The organism is Burkholderia cenocepacia, assembly GCF_014211915.1.
Taxonomy (GTDB): Bacteria; Pseudomonadota; Gammaproteobacteria; order Burkholderiales; family Burkholderiaceae; genus Burkholderia; species Burkholderia orbicola.
In genome coordinates this window covers 181,559-196,462 of sequence record NZ_CP060040.1, presented here as the reverse complement: position 1 = coordinate 196,462, position 14,904 = coordinate 181,559, and the positions used below count along the sequence as shown (strand labels likewise).

Genomic DNA, 14,904 nt, shown 5'->3' with positions numbered 1-14,904 from the left:
GGAGGTAGCAGTGGCGCTAGCGCAGATCGCCGGCCAGTGACGCGGTCACGTCCGCGTCCACCCGCTGCGGCGGCATCGTGTAGGCCGGGTGATCGCAGCCGATCGACAGTGCCGCCCCGCCCTTGAGCGCCGCGCGCATCGGCGCATCGAACTCGAAGCGGACGAAGTGCACGGCCGAGGTTTTCTCCGCGTTGTCGCGCTCGAGATCCTCGTCGGCGATCGCGTAGACGCTCGCGTATCCGTCGACCTGCAGGTACACGCGATCCTCGACACCGATCAGCCGCGCGAGCGCCGCGCGCCGTTCGATCTCGTGCTCGTACTCGATCTGCATCGTCGCCTTCAGGTTGGTGCCGTCGGGCACCAGCGGCAGATACGCTTCCAGCTCCCCTTCGATGCCGGCTTCGTCGAAGAGCTTCTCGATGTGCAGCATCTCGTGGATCTGGTAGCGGATCGTCGTCTCGTCCTCGAACAGGAAACGCAGGTGGTTGCCGAGTGCCACCGCGCGGCGGCGCTTGTACGCGACGAGCCGCGCGTGTTCGGCCTTGCGGATTTTCGCGTACGCTTCGAGCGTCAGCAGGGAGTCGCGGGTCAGCGTCATCAGTTGCTCCGAGAAACCCCGTCCTTCCGGACGAGGAGGAAAGGCGTGCTGTTGACAGGCAGCTTCTTCCACGGGTTAGGATCATCGGCATGATTCTTGTCTACCGCTACCGCGTGAAGTCGCTCAACGGACTGCTTAACAAGCAGAGCCGCGCGGTGAACTACGTCTGGAACTTCTGCAACGACACGCAGAAGCACGCGCTCAAGTGGGGCAAGAAGTGGCCGACGGGATTCGATCTGAACGTGCTGACGACCGGTAGCAGCAAGGAACTCGGTATTCACTCCGGCACGGTCAACGCGACGTGCGAGCAATACGCGAAGTCGCGCAGTCAGCGCCGTCGGCCCTACCTGCGCTATCGCGGCAGGAAATCGCTGGGCTGGGTGCCGCTGAAGGGGCGTGACCTGAAGCGCGAGGGTGACGCGTTCCGTTTCGCCGGCAACACGTTTCGCGTGTTCAACAGCCGACCGCTTCCCGAAGGCAAGATCAAGGACGGGACCAACTTTGCTCAGGATGCACGCGGCAACTGGTTCTTGAACGTCGTAATCGAGATGCCAGATGTTCAGGCTCGTCCGATCCGTTCCGGCGTCGGCATCGATCTCGGCCTGAAAGACTTCGCCACACTTTCGACCGGCGAGAAGCTGCCCAATGACCGGTTCGGCCGACGAGCGGCCGAGAAGCTGGCGAAAGCGCAACGGGCGAGCAAGCACAAAAGGCATATCGCGAAGTTGCACGCCAAGGTCGCCAATGCCCGTTCCGATTTCCAGCACAAGCTCGCGCTCGATCTGGTGCGGCGCTTCGATTACATCGCGGTCGGCAACGTATCTGCCGTCAAACTCGCCAGAACCAGGATGGCGAAAAGCGTCTACGACGCATCCTGGTCGTCCTTCCGAAACAAGCTCCGCTACAAAGCGATCGCGCACAGGGCCATGTTCGAGGAAGTCGACGAAAGCGGTTCGACCCAGTCCTGTTCGTCGTGCGGGTCGCAAGACAGCACGACGCGGCCGAAAGGTATCGCGGGACTGCGAATAAGAGAGTGGACCTGCAGTGACTGTGGTGTCGAGCATGATCGAGATACCAACGCTGCGTTGAACATTCTCCGATGCGGACGTGCATCGCCAGGTGTGGGAATCCTCTCCCTTTAGGGAGAGGAGAACGTCAAGGATGTCCTCGTGGATGGCCGGCAGCGGCTCAGATGCCGTACGCGCGGCGCAGCAGCGTCAGCGGATGCGCGAGCGGCGCTTGCGGCAGCCCCTTCTCGTCGATGCCCTGCACGATGTGATGCCCGGCGAGCGCGCAGTCGGACGACACCACATCCGGCCGCGGCTCGGCCATCGCCTTGAACACCGGCGCGCCGATCCGCATCGCATCCGCATGAAATTCCTTCTTCACGCCGAACGTGCCCGCGTGGCCCGAGCAACGCTCGACGACGTTCACCCGCGTATCGGGCACGAGCGACAGCGCATCGGCCGTCTTGCGGCCGATGTTCTGCACGCGCGCATGGCACGGCACGTGATACGACACGGTGCCGAGGCCGGTCTTGAAATCGGTCTTGAGCAACCCGTCGCGATGCCGCGCGATCACGTATTCGAACGGGTCCCAGAACGCGTCGGCCACCGCGCGCACGGCTGCGTCGCCGGGGAACATCAGCGGCAGCTCGCTCTTGTACATCAGCACGCAGCTCGGAATCGCGCCGATCAACGCATAGCCTTCGCGCGCGTAGCGCTCGAGCACCGGGATGTTGATGGCCTGCTTCGCGGCGACGCCGTCGAGATTGCCTTGCTCGAGCAGCGGCATCCCGCAGCACGCTTCGCGCGAGACGAGTTCGTACGGGATCTCGTTGTGCGCGAGGATCGCGAGCAGGTCGTGGCCGATTCCCGGCTCGTTGAAATTCACGTAGCAGGTCGCATAGATCGCGACCTTGCCGGGCGTGCGTTCGCCGTCGCGCACGGGCGGGTTGTCCGAACGTCTGGCGGCGCGCCGGAACTTGCGCGGCGCGAATTCCGGCAGCCACGCATGACGATCGACACCGAGCGCCGCTTCGAGCGCGTGGCGCGCGGGCGGCGTGCGGTTCACCGCGTTGACCGCCTGCGTGACGACCGGAATGCCCGCGAAATGGCCGAGCGCATCGGTATTCGACAGCACCTTGTCGCGCAACGTCGCTTCGCCGCGTTTGTAACGCGCGGCCTTGCCGCGCAGCATCAGGTGCGGGAAATCGACGTTCCACGCGTGCGGCGGCACGTACGGGCATTTCGTCATGTAGCAGAGGTCGCACAGATAGCACTGGTCGACGATCTTGCCGAACGCGGCCTTCGGCACTTCCTCGATGTCGCCCGTCGGCGTGTCGTCGACCAGATCGAACAGCGCCGGAAACGCGCCGCACAGCGACACGCAGCGCCGGCAGCCGGCGCATATGTCGAATACGCGCGTCATCTCCGCATCGATCGCCGCCTGGTCGTAGAACGCTTCGGACTGCCAGTCGAGCGGATGCCGGGTCGGCGCTTCGAGACTGCCTTCCTTGTGGGGCATGGGGGCGCTCCCGCGTGGCGCGCATGTGCGCAAGCGCACCGCCCGCACGGTGCGGGCGGCGACGGAACGAACAGCCGGCCGCGTGCCGGTCGCACGGGGCTGCCGTGCGGCCCGCGGCGGCCCGTCAGTCGACGAGACTGTCCAGCGCCTTCGTGTAGCGGTTCGCGTGGCTGCGTTCGGCCTTCGCGAGCGTCTCGAACCAGTTCGCGATTTCGTCGAACCCTTCGTCGCGCGCGGTCTTCGCCATGCCCGGATACATGTCGGTGTATTCGTGCGTTTCGCCGGCGATCGCCGATTCGAGATTCAGCCGCGACGAACCGAACGGCAAGCCCGTGGCCGGATCGCCGACGGCTTCCAGGTATTCGAGATGGCCGTGCGCATGGCCGGTTTCGCCTTCGGCGGTCGAGCGGAACAGCGCGGCGACATCGTTCTGCCCCTCGACGTCGGCCTTCGAAGCGAAATACAGATAGCGCCGGTTCGCCTGCGATTCGCCCGCGAATGCGGCCTTCAGGTTCTCTTCGGTTTTGCTGCCCTTGAGCTGAGCCATTTGCGCCTCCGTTCGAGTCGGCGCGGCCGCGTGCGACGCCGGGCCGATCAGATATGTGGGGAACGATGCTTGCGCCGGGCGCGCATCGTGCTCTTCAATCTAGGCGCTCAAGTTCGCATCCCCCAATAGGCTTTTTCAATGCGGGCGATAGCGTGCTGCGCGGGGCGGTGAGCGGACGGTCGAGAAGATGGGCTGGGCGCGATCGTCATGCGTGGTGCGGCGTGCGGCATGGGATACGGCATACGGCGCCGCGTCACGCATCCATCGCACGCTTGAGCAGCAATTCGCGCTCGCGTTCGTTGCGCGTCAACTCCGCCGCGCGGCGGAACTCCAGCTTCGCCTCGTCGGCACGGCCGAGCTTCGCGAGCAGATCGCCGCGCACGCTCGGCAGCCAGTGATAGCGCGCGAGCGCCGGATCGTCGCGCAGCACGTCGACAAGTTCGAGCGCCGCGGCCGGCCCGAACGCCATCCCCACCGCCACCGCGCGATTGAGTTCGACGACCGGCGACGGCGCGACTTCGGCGAGCGCGTCATACAGCGCGACGATCTGCGCCCAGTCCGTGTCCGCCGCCTGCCGCGCACGCGCATGGCACGCGGCGAGCGCGGCCTGCAGCGCATACGGCCCGCGCACGCCGCCGAGCTTCGTCGCCCGCTCCAGCGCCGCGAGGCCGCGCCGGATCAGCAACGGATCCCAGCGGCTGCGGTCCTGGTCGAGCAGCAGCACGGGCCGGCCCTGCGCGTCGACGCGGGCATGCATGCGCGACGCCTGCAGTTCCATCAGCGCGACGAGCCCGAGCACTTCGCTTTCGTCCGGCGCGAGCCCGGCCAGCACGCGGCCGAGGCGCAACGCCTCGTCGCACAGCGCCGGACGCATCCAGTCGTCGCCCGCCGTCGCCGCATGGCCTTCGTTGAACACGAGGTAGATCACTTCGAGCACGGACGCGAGCCGCGCCGGCCGCGCGTCGGCGGCCGGCACCTCGAACGGCACGTGGGCCGCCGCGAGCGTGCGCTTCGCGCGCACGATCCGCTGCGCGATCGTCGGCTCCGGCGTCAGGAACGCGCGCGCGATCTCGCCCGTCGTCAGCCCGCCGAGCAGCCGCAGCGTCAGCGCGACGCGCGCGTCGGTCGACAGCACCGGGTGGCACGACGTGAAGATCAGCCGCAGCAGGTCGTCGCCGATGTCGTCGTCGCCCGCATCGGCGATCGCGTCCGCGATGTCGGGGACGACGTGCGCCTCGAGCGCGTCCATCTCGTGGCCGAGCTGGTCGCGCTTCGCCGCATGAAGCGACTCCTGCCGGACCCGGTCGAGCGCGCGCCGCTTCACGGCCGTCATCAGCCAGGCGGCCGGGTTGTCGGGCACGCCGTCGACGGGCCAGTGCTCGAGCGCCGCGACGAGCGTGTCCTGCGCCAGTTCCTCGGCCACGCCGACGTCGCGCACCACGCGCGCGGCCCGCGCGATGATTTTCGGCGCCTCGATTCGCCAGACCGCTTCGATCGCACGATGCGTCGCCTCATGCGTCACGACGCCTGCCCCTGGGCCGACGCATCCAGCGGCATGGCCATCAGCTCCCACGTATGGCCGTCCGGATCGGTGAACCCGTGGCCGTACATGTTCGGGTACTCGCGCGGCGCCTGCGGCGCAGCCCCGCCGGCCGCCAGCGCCTTCGCGACGAGCGTGTCGACTTCGGCGCGGCTGTCGCACGACAGGCACGACAGCACCTGGATGTGCGTCGCCGGATCGATGATGGTCTTGTCGGTGAAGGTCTGGAAAAACGGCCGCACGAGCAGCATCGCGAAGATCGTGTCGCTGATCTGGATGCACGCGGCCTGCTCGTTGGTATAGGCCGGCACGACCTCGAAGCCGAGCGCCTGGTAGAACGTCTTCGCGCGCGGCAGGTCGGCTACCGGCAGGTTGATGAAAACCATCTTGTGCATGACGGGTGCTCCCGGTGAGGTTGGATTCAGGCGTGGCTGCGGCCGACGTGGAGATCGCGGAACCGCTCGACCGCGTCGCTCGGCGTGAGGTCGTCGAGCTCGAACAGCGGCCGCACCTCGATCTCGCAATCGAGCTCGGCGCCGAACGGCGCGGGGAACCGGCGCGTCCATGCGAGCGCCTCGTCGCGCGAGCGCACCTGGATCAGCGTATAGCCGGCGATCAGTTCCTTCGTTTCGGCGAACGGGCCATCGATCACCGTGCCCTTGCCGCCGGTGTAGCGTACCCGCCAGCCGTGGGCGCTCGGCCTCAGGCCGTTGGCGTCGAGCAGCACGCCGGCCTTCGCCAGTTCCTCGTGATAGACCGTCATGGCCTCGACCAGCCGGTTGTCCGGCAACGCGTCGGATTCGCTGACGGCGTTCGCCCGGATCATGATCATGAATCGCATCGTTTACTCCATGTCGTCGGTGGAAGACGGCGCCCGTTCCGCGGCGCCTTATCCGGACGACGGACGAAAGACGGCCGGATCGACACACGCCACGACAAATCAGGGTAAATACCGAGTCGCGACGTTCACAGGAAGCACGGGCCGACCGCGCGCACCTCGACCGTGCACCATTGCGCGGCCGGGCACTGGCGCGCGATCTCGATTGCTTCCTCGCGCGTGGGGACGTCGACGAGGAAGAAGCCGCCGACCATCTCCTTCGCCTCGGCGAACGGGCCGTCGAGCAGCCGCGTCTCGCCGTCGCGCACCTGCACGCGCGTGCCGCGTTCGGAGCGCTCCAGCGACTCGACGCCGCGCAGCACGCCGCGCGCCTTCAGCGACTCGGCGAAATCGACCATCCGCGCATAAAGCGCCTGGCCTTCGTCGAGCGCGCGCTCGGCGCGCTGTTCGGTCGGTTCGACAATCAACAGCATGTAAGACATGGATTTCTCCTGTGGGGACGGGGCGCGGCGACATGCGCCGGGCGAGCGGCACACGACGCCCGGTGCGAAAGCGTAACAGCCGCGGGGCGGCTTGCCGCATCGTTGGCCAACCGGCACTGGCCGGACGGCCATTTCGGCCGCAGCCTGACATTTTGCCTTCAAGATGCGGTCCCGAACTGTCGGATTTTCATCCTGTGGACCGTCTCATGTCACGCCCGCTTCCCCTCTCTGCCGCTGCACTGTTCGTGGTGTTGTCCGCCGTGCTGTCCGTGGCGCTCCTCGCTTGGCCGGCCGCCGCCGCGCTGCCGGTCAGCAGCGGCTGCGGCGGTGCAGCCACGGCGATTGCCGAGCTCCGGCGCGGGAGCGGGCCGTCGCCGTTCGCCGGGCAAACGACGTCGATCGAAGCGGTCGTCACCGCGGCGTTCGGCGGCGCCGACGGCCTGGGCGGCTTCTTCGTCCAGCAGGCCGACGCGCAGCGGCAGCGCCGGCCGGGCGTCCCGGAAGGGTTGTTCGTCTACGCACCGAACGCGCACGCGGCGCCCGGCGATCTCGTGCATCTGACCGGCAAGGTCGACGAGAAATATGGCCGGACGCAATTTACGCTGACGGGCCGCATGGCCGTTTGCGCACGCGGGCAGACGGTCACGCCGGCGACGCTCACGCTGCCCGTCGCGTCGCCCGCCGTCCTGGCCGCGCACGAAGCCATGCGCGTACGCCTGCCGCAAACGCTGACTGTCAGCGATACCTACGCACTCGGTCGCTACGGCAGCATCGTGCTGAGCAACGGCCGGCTGCGCGTGCCGACCCAGGTCGCGCCGCCGGCCGACGCTGCCGCGCACGCCGCGGCCAACGCACTGAACCGCATCGTGCTCGACGACGGCTCGAGCCGTCGCGACCCTGCGACCGTCCGCTATCCGCCGCCCGCGCTGAGCGCCGCCAACACGCTGCGCGCGGGCACCACTGTACGCGGCGTCGAAGGCGTGCTCGAATGGCGTTACGGCGCATGGCGGTTGCAACCGGTGGCCGGCGCGGCGCCCGTGTTCGATGCCGCGGCGAACCCGCGTCCCGCGCCACCGGCCCGGCATCCCGATGCCGACGTGCGCATCGTGTCGTTCAATGTCTTCAATTATTTCAACGGCGACGGCCATGGCGGCGGATTCGACGCGCCGGACAACCGCGGCGCGAAAACGCCCGCCGCGTTCGCGCGGCAGGAAGCGAAGATCGTCGCGGCGTTGCGCGCGCTACGCGCTGACGTGATCGGGCTGATGGAAATCGCGAACAACGGCCACGGCGACGCGAGCGCCATCCGCCGGCTCGCCGCGCAACTCGGCGGCGGCTGGCGCGCAGTCGATCCCGGCACGGCGCGGCTGGGCCGCGACGCGATCGCGGTCGCGCTGCTGTACGACAGCCGCACGGTCGAGCCGGTCGGGCGCGCCGTCACCGTCGCACTCGGCGGCCGCCACCGCCCGCCGCTCGCGCAGACGTTCCGGCGCATCGACGGCATACGCACGTTCACCGTCGCGGTCAATCACCTGAAGTCGAAGAACTGCCCGCATGCGAGCGGCGCCAATCTCGATCAGTCCGACGGCCAGGGCTGCTGGAACGCGGCGCGCACGCGGGCGGCCGCACGCGTCGCCGACTGGCTCGCCACCTCGCCGACGGGCATCGCGGCCGACGGCGTGCTGCTGATCGGCGATCTGAACAGTTATGCGAAGGAAGACCCGCTTCGCACGCTCGAAGCACGCGGCTACGCGAACCTGGTTGTGCGCTTCGTCGGCGATGCTGCGTACAGCTACGTATTTCGCGGCGAAGCCGGCAATCTCGACCATGCGCTTGCCACGCCGGCGCTCGCCGCGCGCGTGAAGGCCGTGCGGTTCTGGCACATCAACGCGGACGAACCGGTGGTCTTGCAACCCGTGCCCGATTACAAAACGTCCGCGCAACGATCGGCTTATTACGCACCCGACGCCTACCGCTCGTCGGACCACGATCCCGTCGTCATCGACCTCGCGCTGGACGACGCCGCCACGCAACCGGCACCGGGCACAAATCGTGCGCATCGATGACGCGTCGAGTAGTGCATTTGCATCAGCATCCAACCTGCAATGGCACTATTTACCTGACGCCCCTGGCGACGCCATATTTACCGGACCTTCACTGCGACCTGCTGCTCGACACGCTGTATCGCCGCGAAACGCGAAATTTTTTCAACCGCTGCGTCGCCCCGTGCGGCGGGGCTTCCCGGCGATCCTGCCGACGAATTGAAAATTTGTCTCGAAACTCAATCGGATCAAGTGAATCACATCAGTTGCTGGGATTCGTCTTATCTTCAAATTGCCTGGAATCAAAGGAGGATAAACACCATGGCGCTTACCGACTCGATCGAACACAAGCTGGACCGCGGCCTGTCCGACATCCGTCGCACCGGCCGGCGCGTGGGCCGCACGACGCGCGCGGCTGCCCGCGACCTGCATGCCGACGTGACCGACGATCTGCGCGGGCTGGTCGACGAACTGGAAGATCTGCTGAAAAACGATGGCGATGGCGATATCGCCGCGCTGCGCAAGCGCGTGCAATCCCGGCTCGATGAAGCGCGCGGCGCGCTCGACTATGCGTCGGGCAGCGCGGCCGCCCGACTGCGCGATTCGGCCGAGCGCGTATCGCAGGTCGTGCACGAGAACCCGTGGCAAACCGCCGGCGTCGTCGCGGGCCTTGCGTTCGTTGCGGGCCTGCTCCTTTCCCGCCGTTGAACGGGGCGGCGTACACCGCCGCCCGCCCGTCATCCATCAGACAACGAAGGAGAACCGCCATGCAGAAGTCCCTCGCCATGAAAGCCGCCGCCGCCGTGATGCTCGGCAGCCTCGCTCTCGCCGGTTGCACGACCACGTCCGGCAAACCCGATAGCGCCGCGGCCAGTGCATCGAAGCGCCAGTCGATCGACGCCAGCGTGAACGCAACGCTGTCGCGCCTGTATTCGACGGTGCCGGGTTCGCGCGACCTCGTCTCGAAAGCACGCGGCGTCCTCGTGTTCCCGAACGTGCTGCAGGCCGGCTTCATCGTCGGCGCCCAGTCCGGCAACGGCGCGCTGCGTGTCGGCGGCAGCACCGTCGGCTACTACAACACGTCGTCGCTGTCGGTCGGCCTGCAGGCCGGCGCGCAGTCGAAGGCGGTCGTGTTCCTGTTCATGACGCAGGATGCACTCGACTCGTTCCGCAAGTCGGACGGCTGGTCGGCCGGCGCCGACGCGTCGGTCGCGGTCGTGAAGGTCGGCGCGAACGGCGCGGTCGATTCCAACACGGCTACCGCACCGGTGGAAGTGCTGGTCCTGACCAACGCGGGCCTGATGGGCGACCTGTCGGTGAACGGCACGAAGGTCACCAAGCTCAACATCTGACGATGCGGCACGCGGCTTCGCGCCGCGTTCGCTTCCCGGCAGCGCCGCGGCCCCGGCCGCGGCGTTTTCGCATGCGTCTCTCGCAGCGGCTATGATGGCGGCACCTTTGCGGGCATACTCCGCATGGGCCGCCCGGCGGCGTGTTGCGCCGCGAACCCGTGACGTTCGCGAACCGATCGCGCGCGGGACAACGAGATTCAATCCAACCACGCATCAATCTGCGCGAATGCCACCCATGGATAGCGGACAAGACCACCAAAAATTCTTCTACTTCCTGCTGTTCGCGGTCACCTTCGGACTGTGCTGGATCCTCGCGCCGTTTTCCGGCGCCGTCTTCTGGGGCACCATTCTCGCGATCCTGTTCCAGCCCGTGCAACGCTGGCTCGCCGCGCGCTTCGGCAAGCGGCGCAACCTGGCCGCGCTCGTCACGATGTCGCTCATCATCCTGATCGTGATCCTGCCGCTCGTGTTCGTCACGGCCACGCTCGTGCAGGAAATCGCCTACGTGTACCAGGAGCTCAAGGACGCGCAGCCGAATTATTCGCAGTACTTCCACGACATCATTCACGCACTGCCGACGTCGATCCAGAACCTGCTGCAGAAATACGGGCTGACCAACATCCCGGGCATCCAGAAGAAGCTGACCGACGGCGCCGCGCAGATCAGCCAGTTCGCGGCCACCCAGGCGCTCAGCATCGGTCAGAACACGTTCCAGTTCGTCGTGAGCTTCGGCGTGATGCTGTACATGGTGTTCTTCCTGCTGCGCGACGGCGGCGAGATCGGCCGCCGCGTGCGCCGTGCGCTGCCGCTCGACGAAGAGCACAAGAACCTGCTGCTCGCGAAATTCACGACGGTCGTGCGCGCGACGGTGAAGGGCAACATCGCGGTCGCGCTCGTGCAAGGCGCGCTCGGCGGGCTGATCTTCTGGATCCTCGGGATCGAGGGCGTGGTGCTGTGGGGCGCGCTGATGGCGTTCCTGTCGCTGCTGCCCGCGATCGGCGCGAGCCTCGTCTGGGTGCCGGCCGCGCTCTACTTCCTGATGATCGGTGCGGTCTGGAAGTGCGTGATCCTCGTCGCGTTCTGCGTCGGCGTGATCGGCCTCGTCGACAACCTGCTGCGCCCGATCCTCGTCGGCAAGGACACGAAGATGCCCGACTGGGTCGTGCTGATCTCGACGCTCGGCGGGATGGCGCTGTTCGGCATCAACGGCTTCGTGATCGGGCCGCTCGTCGCCGCGCTGTTCATGGCCAGTTGGGACATCTACGCACGCTCCGAACAGGGCGATTGACGCCTGTCCGGCCGCCGGCGATCCGCACGCGTGCGGAGAGCGGCGGTCAAGGATGACGGATATGGATCACGACGGGCGCCACGGCGCCCGTTGCTTCATCCGCCGCGACCGTCATCACGCCGCCATACGGGCCGACGCGATGAACCCGGCCCGGCGCCAGCCGCTCGCTTCGCTCGATGTGCGCATCGCGCCACGTGACCCGCACCGCCGTGCCGTCATCCGGCGCGAACGGCGCGCCGTCGGGCTTCACCAGCGCGACCTGCGCACCCGGCAAGCGCCGGCCATGCGCATCGAACCGGACCGTGGCCGTTGCCCCGCCAGCGGCCACCTGTCCCGCGTCGACGAGCGCGCCCACCGGGGCATCGAGCGTCACGTCGTACAGATCGACGAGCGAGCCGGTGAACCGCACGACGCCATCCGATGCGGGCTGTCCGGCCGCCATCGCACTCGACATGACAGTCGACATCGCGAGCACGATACCGAGCCCGAACACCCTCTTCCGCACGGCCCCGGCGCTCATTGCCGTTACCGATACCGATCGCTTCGCGTTGTTCCGCATGTTCCCTCTCCTCTGCCGCGTCACCAGAAAAACAGGCGGCGTGACGCGTCGTCACGCCGCCTGTGTGCTGGCAATCACTGTAGGGAGAGCGGCTCGGACAATATATGGGACAAGTCCTAAACTGCAGCCGGGTTGATCGAACTCAGCGCGGTCGATACGCGCCCGCGGCCCGATCCGACAGGCGTGACACGCCCGTCACGCGTCCGGATCGACGCGCAACACGAGCTTGCCGCGATGGTCGCCGTCGAACAGGCGATTCAACACGTCCGGCGCGTTTTCGAGACCGTCGGCCACGGTCTCCTCGGCCTTGAGCCGGCCGTCGCGCAGCCAGCCCGCGAGCGTCTGCACGGCTTCGCGGCTCTTGCGGTAGTCGAGGATCAGGAAGCCGCGCATCGTCAACCGCTTCGAGATCAGCACGCCGACGTCGTCGGCCGCGCGGCCGCTGTTGTAGTTCGAGATCACGCCGCACAACGCGACGCGCCCGCCGATCACCATCCGCGACAGCACCGCGCGCATCACCTCGCCGCCGACGTTCTCGAAGTTCACGTGCACGCCGTCCGGCGTCGCCGCCTTCAGTTGCTGGCGGAAATCGTCGGACTTGTAGTCGACGGCCGCGTCGAAGCCGAGCGTCTCGGTCAGGTAGCGGCACTTGTCCGCGCCGCCCGCGATGCCGACCACCCGCGCGCCATGAATCTTGCCGATCTGCCCGGCGATCGAGCCGACCGAGCCGGCCGCCGCCGACACGACGAGCGTTTCGCCCGGCTGCACCGGCGCGATGTCGGTCAGCCCGTAGTACGCGGTCAGCCCGCTCATCCCGCACGCGCCGAGCAGCGTGGGCAGCGGCAGGCCCGACTGCGCGGGCAGCTTCACGAGTTGCGCGACCTGCTCGGCCGGCACGACCGCGTAGTCCTGCCAACCGACCAGCCCCTGCACGAGATCGCCTTCCGCGAAACCCGCATGGCGCGACGCGACCACGCGGCCGATCCCGAGCGCGCGCATCACCTCGCCGATCGCGACGGGCGGCAGGTACTGCGGCACGTCGCTCATCCATACGCGGTTGGTCGGGTCCATCGACAGATACAGCACGCGCACGAGTACCTCGCCGTCGGCGAGCGCCGGTACCGGCGTCTCGACGAGCGAAAAATGTTCGCGGCCGACCCGCCCTTCCGGGCGCGTCTTCAGCAGCAGTTGGCGGTTCACGGGTGTCGGCATGATGTTCTCCTCCAATCGTTGTGGTTCGGGATACGCGTCAGACCGCGCACATGCCGCCGTCGATCACGAGTTCGGCGGCCGTCACGAAGCGGCTCTCGTCGGACGCGAGATACACGGCCGCATGCGCGACGTCGTCCGGCTCGCCGAGCCGGCGCAGCGGAATGCCGCGCGCGAGCTTGCGGGTCGCGTCGCGTTCGCCGAGCGACTGGAACAGCGGCTCGACGATCCCCGTGCGAATGAATGCCGGGTGAATCGAATTGCAGCGCACGTCGATCTCTCGGCGCGCGCAGTCGATCGCGACCGACTTCGTCAGCGACGCGACCGCCGCCTTCGATGCGTTGTACGCGGTGAAATCCGGCTCGACCTTGAACGCGGCGACCGACGAGATGTTGATGATCGACGCGGGATGGCTCTCGGCCAGATACGACAGCGCATGCTTGCAGCCGAGCACGATGCTTTCGACGTTGATCGCCATCACGCGCCGCCATTCGTCCAGCTCGATTTGCGCGGGCGAACCGATCGAGCCGACGCCCGCGTTGTTGACGAGCACCGACAGGCCGCCCATCGCATCGGTCGCCTGCGCGAGCAGCGCCTGCCAGCGCGCTTCGTCGCGCACGTCCTGGGTCGCGGCGAACGCGACCGGCGTCGCGTGACCGGCGTTGAGTTCCTGCGCGAACGCGTCGAGCACCGCCGCTTCCGCGATGTCGGTCACGAACACGCGCGCGCCCTGCTCGACCATGCGGCGCGCGATCGCGCGGCCGAGACCGCCCGCGGCGCCCGTGATGTATGCGCACTTGCCCGCGAGGCGCGGAGAAAGGATTGTCATGTGACCTGCTCCTGTCGTGAATCGTCGTCGCGGAACGCTGCCGCGATGGGGTTTCCCGTGCATCTTCCAGCCGACGTGCGCCGGCATGGCGACGCATCGCACGGGTTTTCCGCGAGTATATCGAGATGAATGCGGCGCGCGCGGAACCGGCCGTACAGTCTGCCCGCGGTTGAACGACAGCCAGCGTACGCGAATGCCGCCAATCGATGAAATGAATATTCGTTATGCCCGGTCATAGACCTCGTTCATGACTTGCGCGTACCGGCGACGGTGCGCAAACAGGTAAGCACGACCAGCCGGATGGCCGGGCAGACGACTCGATTATCGGGATAACGGAAGTGTGGCGTCCCCGCACGGAAGAGAACGCAATCGGGAAGATGAACCGGCGTGACCTCGTGCGCCCCGCCGGAAAAACCCGGGAACCGCCGGACCGAACGCCGGCGGCAGGAAGGCGGTGCCGGAGCACCCGCCATCGACACCAGTCAGAACCCTTCGCCCGACGGCGCCCGCACGAACGCGCAGAGCTGCGGCGAATGCGTGTCGATCATCTGCTGGAACGGCGCGCGGTGCCCGTACGCGATACCCGACACGAGCAGCAGGCAGACCGCGGCGACGCGCGGCGAGAACGCGCGCTGCCGCACGCCGTCGTAGCCGCGCAGGAACACCAGCGCGACCAGCGCGCCGAGCAGCCAGCCGACGACGACTTCCGGCACGGTGTGCGAGTGATCGAATACGCGGGCAACGGCCGTGATCGCGCCGATGGCCAGCCCGGCCGCGACGCCGGGCGCCTTGCCGGGCCGGAACGCCTGCCACAGCATCGACAGCGCGACCGTCCACACGGACGTCGACAGCATCGTATGGCCGCTGATCACGCGGAAATCGAACTGCGCAAGCTCGATGCCGCAGCCGGCATACAGGATCTTCGTGGCGCCGACGACGCCCATGCCGGCGGCCAGCAGCACGCCCCAGCGGGCGGCGAGGCGCCAGTCGGTCAGCGCGAGCCATGCCGCGCAAGTCACCGCGATCGGCAGGGTCAGCGCGGCATCGCCGATGTTGCTGATTTCACTCCACATGATGGACTTCGGAGACGATCG

Annotated in this window: 16 protein-coding genes; 5 read left to right on the top strand and 11 right to left on the bottom strand. The window is 67.5% G+C overall.

Features of this window, described 5'->3' with window-relative positions; all coding sequences use genetic code 11:
* Positions 1 to 16: 16 nt before the first annotated feature.
* Complete coding sequence (locus tag SY91_RS17455; RefSeq protein ID WP_124591511.1) at positions 17 to 598, bottom strand: DUF3501 family protein; 582 nt, start codon at positions 596 to 598, stop codon at positions 17 to 19.
* Positions 599 to 687: 89 nt separating this feature from the next.
* Here SY91_RS17455 and SY91_RS17450 point away from each other — a divergent pair, with 89 nt between their 5' ends.
* Positions 688 to 1,740 (top strand): RNA-guided endonuclease InsQ/TnpB family protein, encoded by a 1,053-nt coding sequence (locus SY91_RS17450; RefSeq protein WP_185921281.1) that lies wholly within the window; start codon positions 688 to 690, stop codon positions 1,738 to 1,740.
* 46 nt (positions 1,741 to 1,786) lie between these two features.
* On the opposite strand, the gene SY91_RS17445 is transcribed toward SY91_RS17450, so the two are convergent.
* The 6 genes from SY91_RS17445 to SY91_RS17420 form a co-directional block, all read right to left on the bottom strand.
* The gene (locus SY91_RS17445) at positions 1,787 to 3,124 is read right to left on the bottom strand and encodes a heterodisulfide reductase-related iron-sulfur binding cluster (protein ID WP_023475417.1); all 1,338 of its coding nucleotides are present in this window, start codon (positions 3,122 to 3,124) and stop codon (positions 1,787 to 1,789) included.
* A 124-nt stretch (positions 3,125 to 3,248) separates the two neighbouring features.
* Positions 3,249 to 3,671 (bottom strand): rubrerythrin family protein, encoded by a 423-nt coding sequence (locus SY91_RS17440; protein ID WP_006497294.1) that lies wholly within the window; start codon positions 3,669 to 3,671, stop codon positions 3,249 to 3,251.
* Positions 3,672 to 3,924: 253 nt separating this feature from the next.
* Positions 3,925 to 5,193, bottom strand: coding sequence for an RNA polymerase sigma factor (locus SY91_RS17435; protein WP_011548203.1), 1,269 nt, complete (start codon positions 5,191 to 5,193; stop codon positions 3,925 to 3,927).
* Complete coding sequence (locus SY91_RS17430; RefSeq protein ID WP_006479494.1) at positions 5,190 to 5,606, bottom strand: VOC family protein; 417 nt, start codon at positions 5,604 to 5,606, stop codon at positions 5,190 to 5,192. Before SY91_RS17430 ends, SY91_RS17435 begins: the two co-directional genes overlap by 4 nt.
* Before the next feature lie 26 nt (positions 5,607 to 5,632).
* A complete protein-coding gene (locus tag SY91_RS17425; RefSeq protein ID WP_006479495.1) occupies positions 5,633 to 6,052 on the bottom strand; it encodes a YciI family protein in 420 nt (139 codons plus the stop codon).
* 125 nt (positions 6,053 to 6,177) lie between these two features.
* Positions 6,178 to 6,531 carry a YciI family protein gene (locus tag SY91_RS17420; RefSeq protein ID WP_023475416.1) on the bottom strand — a complete coding sequence of 118 codons (354 nt, stop codon included), beginning with the start codon at positions 6,529 to 6,531 and terminating at the stop codon, positions 6,178 to 6,180.
* Positions 6,532 to 6,737: 206 nt separating this feature from the next.
* Here SY91_RS17420 and SY91_RS17415 point away from each other — a divergent pair, with 206 nt between their 5' ends.
* From SY91_RS17415 to SY91_RS17400, 4 genes are all read left to right on the top strand, one after another.
* Complete coding sequence (locus tag SY91_RS17415) at positions 6,738 to 8,597, top strand: ExeM/NucH family extracellular endonuclease (RefSeq protein WP_043886983.1); 1,860 nt, start codon at positions 6,738 to 6,740, stop codon at positions 8,595 to 8,597.
* Between the two features lie 297 nt (positions 8,598 to 8,894).
* Positions 8,895 to 9,281, top strand: coding sequence for a YqjD family protein (locus SY91_RS17410; RefSeq protein ID WP_011548207.1), 387 nt, complete (start codon positions 8,895 to 8,897; stop codon positions 9,279 to 9,281).
* 59 nt (positions 9,282 to 9,340) lie between these two features.
* Positions 9,341 to 9,925, top strand: coding sequence for a YSC84-related protein (locus tag SY91_RS17405; protein WP_006479499.1), 585 nt, complete (start codon positions 9,341 to 9,343; stop codon positions 9,923 to 9,925).
* A gap of 235 nt (positions 9,926 to 10,160) precedes the next feature.
* A complete protein-coding gene (locus tag SY91_RS17400) occupies positions 10,161 to 11,213 on the top strand; it encodes an AI-2E family transporter (protein WP_023475414.1) in 1,053 nt (350 codons plus the stop codon).
* A 46-nt stretch (positions 11,214 to 11,259) separates the two neighbouring features.
* Here SY91_RS17400 and SY91_RS17395 read toward each other — a convergent pair whose 3' ends face one another.
* The 4 genes from SY91_RS17395 to SY91_RS17380 form a co-directional block, all read right to left on the bottom strand.
* Positions 11,260 to 11,772 carry a hypothetical protein gene (locus SY91_RS17395; protein WP_043886982.1) on the bottom strand — a complete coding sequence of 171 codons (513 nt, stop codon included), beginning with the start codon at positions 11,770 to 11,772 and terminating at the stop codon, positions 11,260 to 11,262.
* Between the two features lie 195 nt (positions 11,773 to 11,967).
* Positions 11,968 to 12,984 (bottom strand): NADP-dependent oxidoreductase, encoded by a 1,017-nt coding sequence (locus tag SY91_RS17390; protein ID WP_023475412.1) that lies wholly within the window; start codon positions 12,982 to 12,984, stop codon positions 11,968 to 11,970.
* Between the two features lie 37 nt (positions 12,985 to 13,021).
* Positions 13,022 to 13,810, bottom strand: coding sequence for an SDR family oxidoreductase (locus SY91_RS17385; protein ID WP_023475411.1), 789 nt, complete (start codon positions 13,808 to 13,810; stop codon positions 13,022 to 13,024).
* A gap of 482 nt (positions 13,811 to 14,292) precedes the next feature.
* Positions 14,293 to 14,883, bottom strand: coding sequence for a phosphatase PAP2 family protein (locus tag SY91_RS17380; RefSeq protein WP_006479504.1), 591 nt, complete (start codon positions 14,881 to 14,883; stop codon positions 14,293 to 14,295).
* Between the last annotated feature and the right edge of the window lie 21 nt (positions 14,884 to 14,904).

Bases quoted from the DNA above. Each gene is read 5' to 3' on its own strand.
- SY91_RS17445 (WP_023475417.1), bottom strand. From the start codon at position 3,124: ATGCCCCACAAGGAAGGCAGTCTCGAAGCGCCGACCCGGCATCCGCTC.
- SY91_RS17400 (WP_023475414.1), top strand. From the start codon at position 10,161: ATGGATAGCGGACAAGACCACCAAAAATTCTTCTACTTCCTGCTGTTC.
- SY91_RS17450 (WP_185921281.1), top strand. From the start codon at position 688: ATGATTCTTGTCTACCGCTACCGCGTGAAGTCGCTCAACGGACTGCTT.
- SY91_RS17395 (WP_043886982.1), bottom strand. From the start codon at position 11,772: ATGCGGAACAACGCGAAGCGATCGGTATCGGTAACGGCAATGAGCGCC.
- SY91_RS17390 (WP_023475412.1), bottom strand. From the start codon at position 12,984: ATGCCGACACCCGTGAACCGCCAACTGCTGCTGAAGACGCGCCCGGAA.
- SY91_RS17430 (WP_006479494.1), bottom strand. From the start codon at position 5,606: ATGCACAAGATGGTTTTCATCAACCTGCCGGTAGCCGACCTGCCGCGC.
- SY91_RS17380 (WP_006479504.1), bottom strand. From the start codon at position 14,883: ATGTGGAGTGAAATCAGCAACATCGGCGATGCCGCGCTGACCCTGCCG.
- SY91_RS17410 (WP_011548207.1), top strand. From the start codon at position 8,895: ATGGCGCTTACCGACTCGATCGAACACAAGCTGGACCGCGGCCTGTCC.
- SY91_RS17420 (WP_023475416.1), bottom strand. From the start codon at position 6,531: ATGTCTTACATGCTGTTGATTGTCGAACCGACCGAACAGCGCGCCGAG.
- SY91_RS17425 (WP_006479495.1), bottom strand. From the start codon at position 6,052: ATGCGATTCATGATCATGATCCGGGCGAACGCCGTCAGCGAATCCGAC.
- SY91_RS17385 (WP_023475411.1), bottom strand. From the start codon at position 13,810: ATGACAATCCTTTCTCCGCGCCTCGCGGGCAAGTGCGCATACATCACG.
- SY91_RS17415 (WP_043886983.1), top strand. From the start codon at position 6,738: ATGTCACGCCCGCTTCCCCTCTCTGCCGCTGCACTGTTCGTGGTGTTG.
- SY91_RS17405 (WP_006479499.1), top strand. From the start codon at position 9,341: ATGCAGAAGTCCCTCGCCATGAAAGCCGCCGCCGCCGTGATGCTCGGC.
- SY91_RS17440 (WP_006497294.1), bottom strand. From the start codon at position 3,671: ATGGCTCAGCTCAAGGGCAGCAAAACCGAAGAGAACCTGAAGGCCGCA.
- SY91_RS17455 (WP_124591511.1), bottom strand. From the start codon at position 598: ATGACGCTGACCCGCGACTCCCTGCTGACGCTCGAAGCGTACGCGAAA.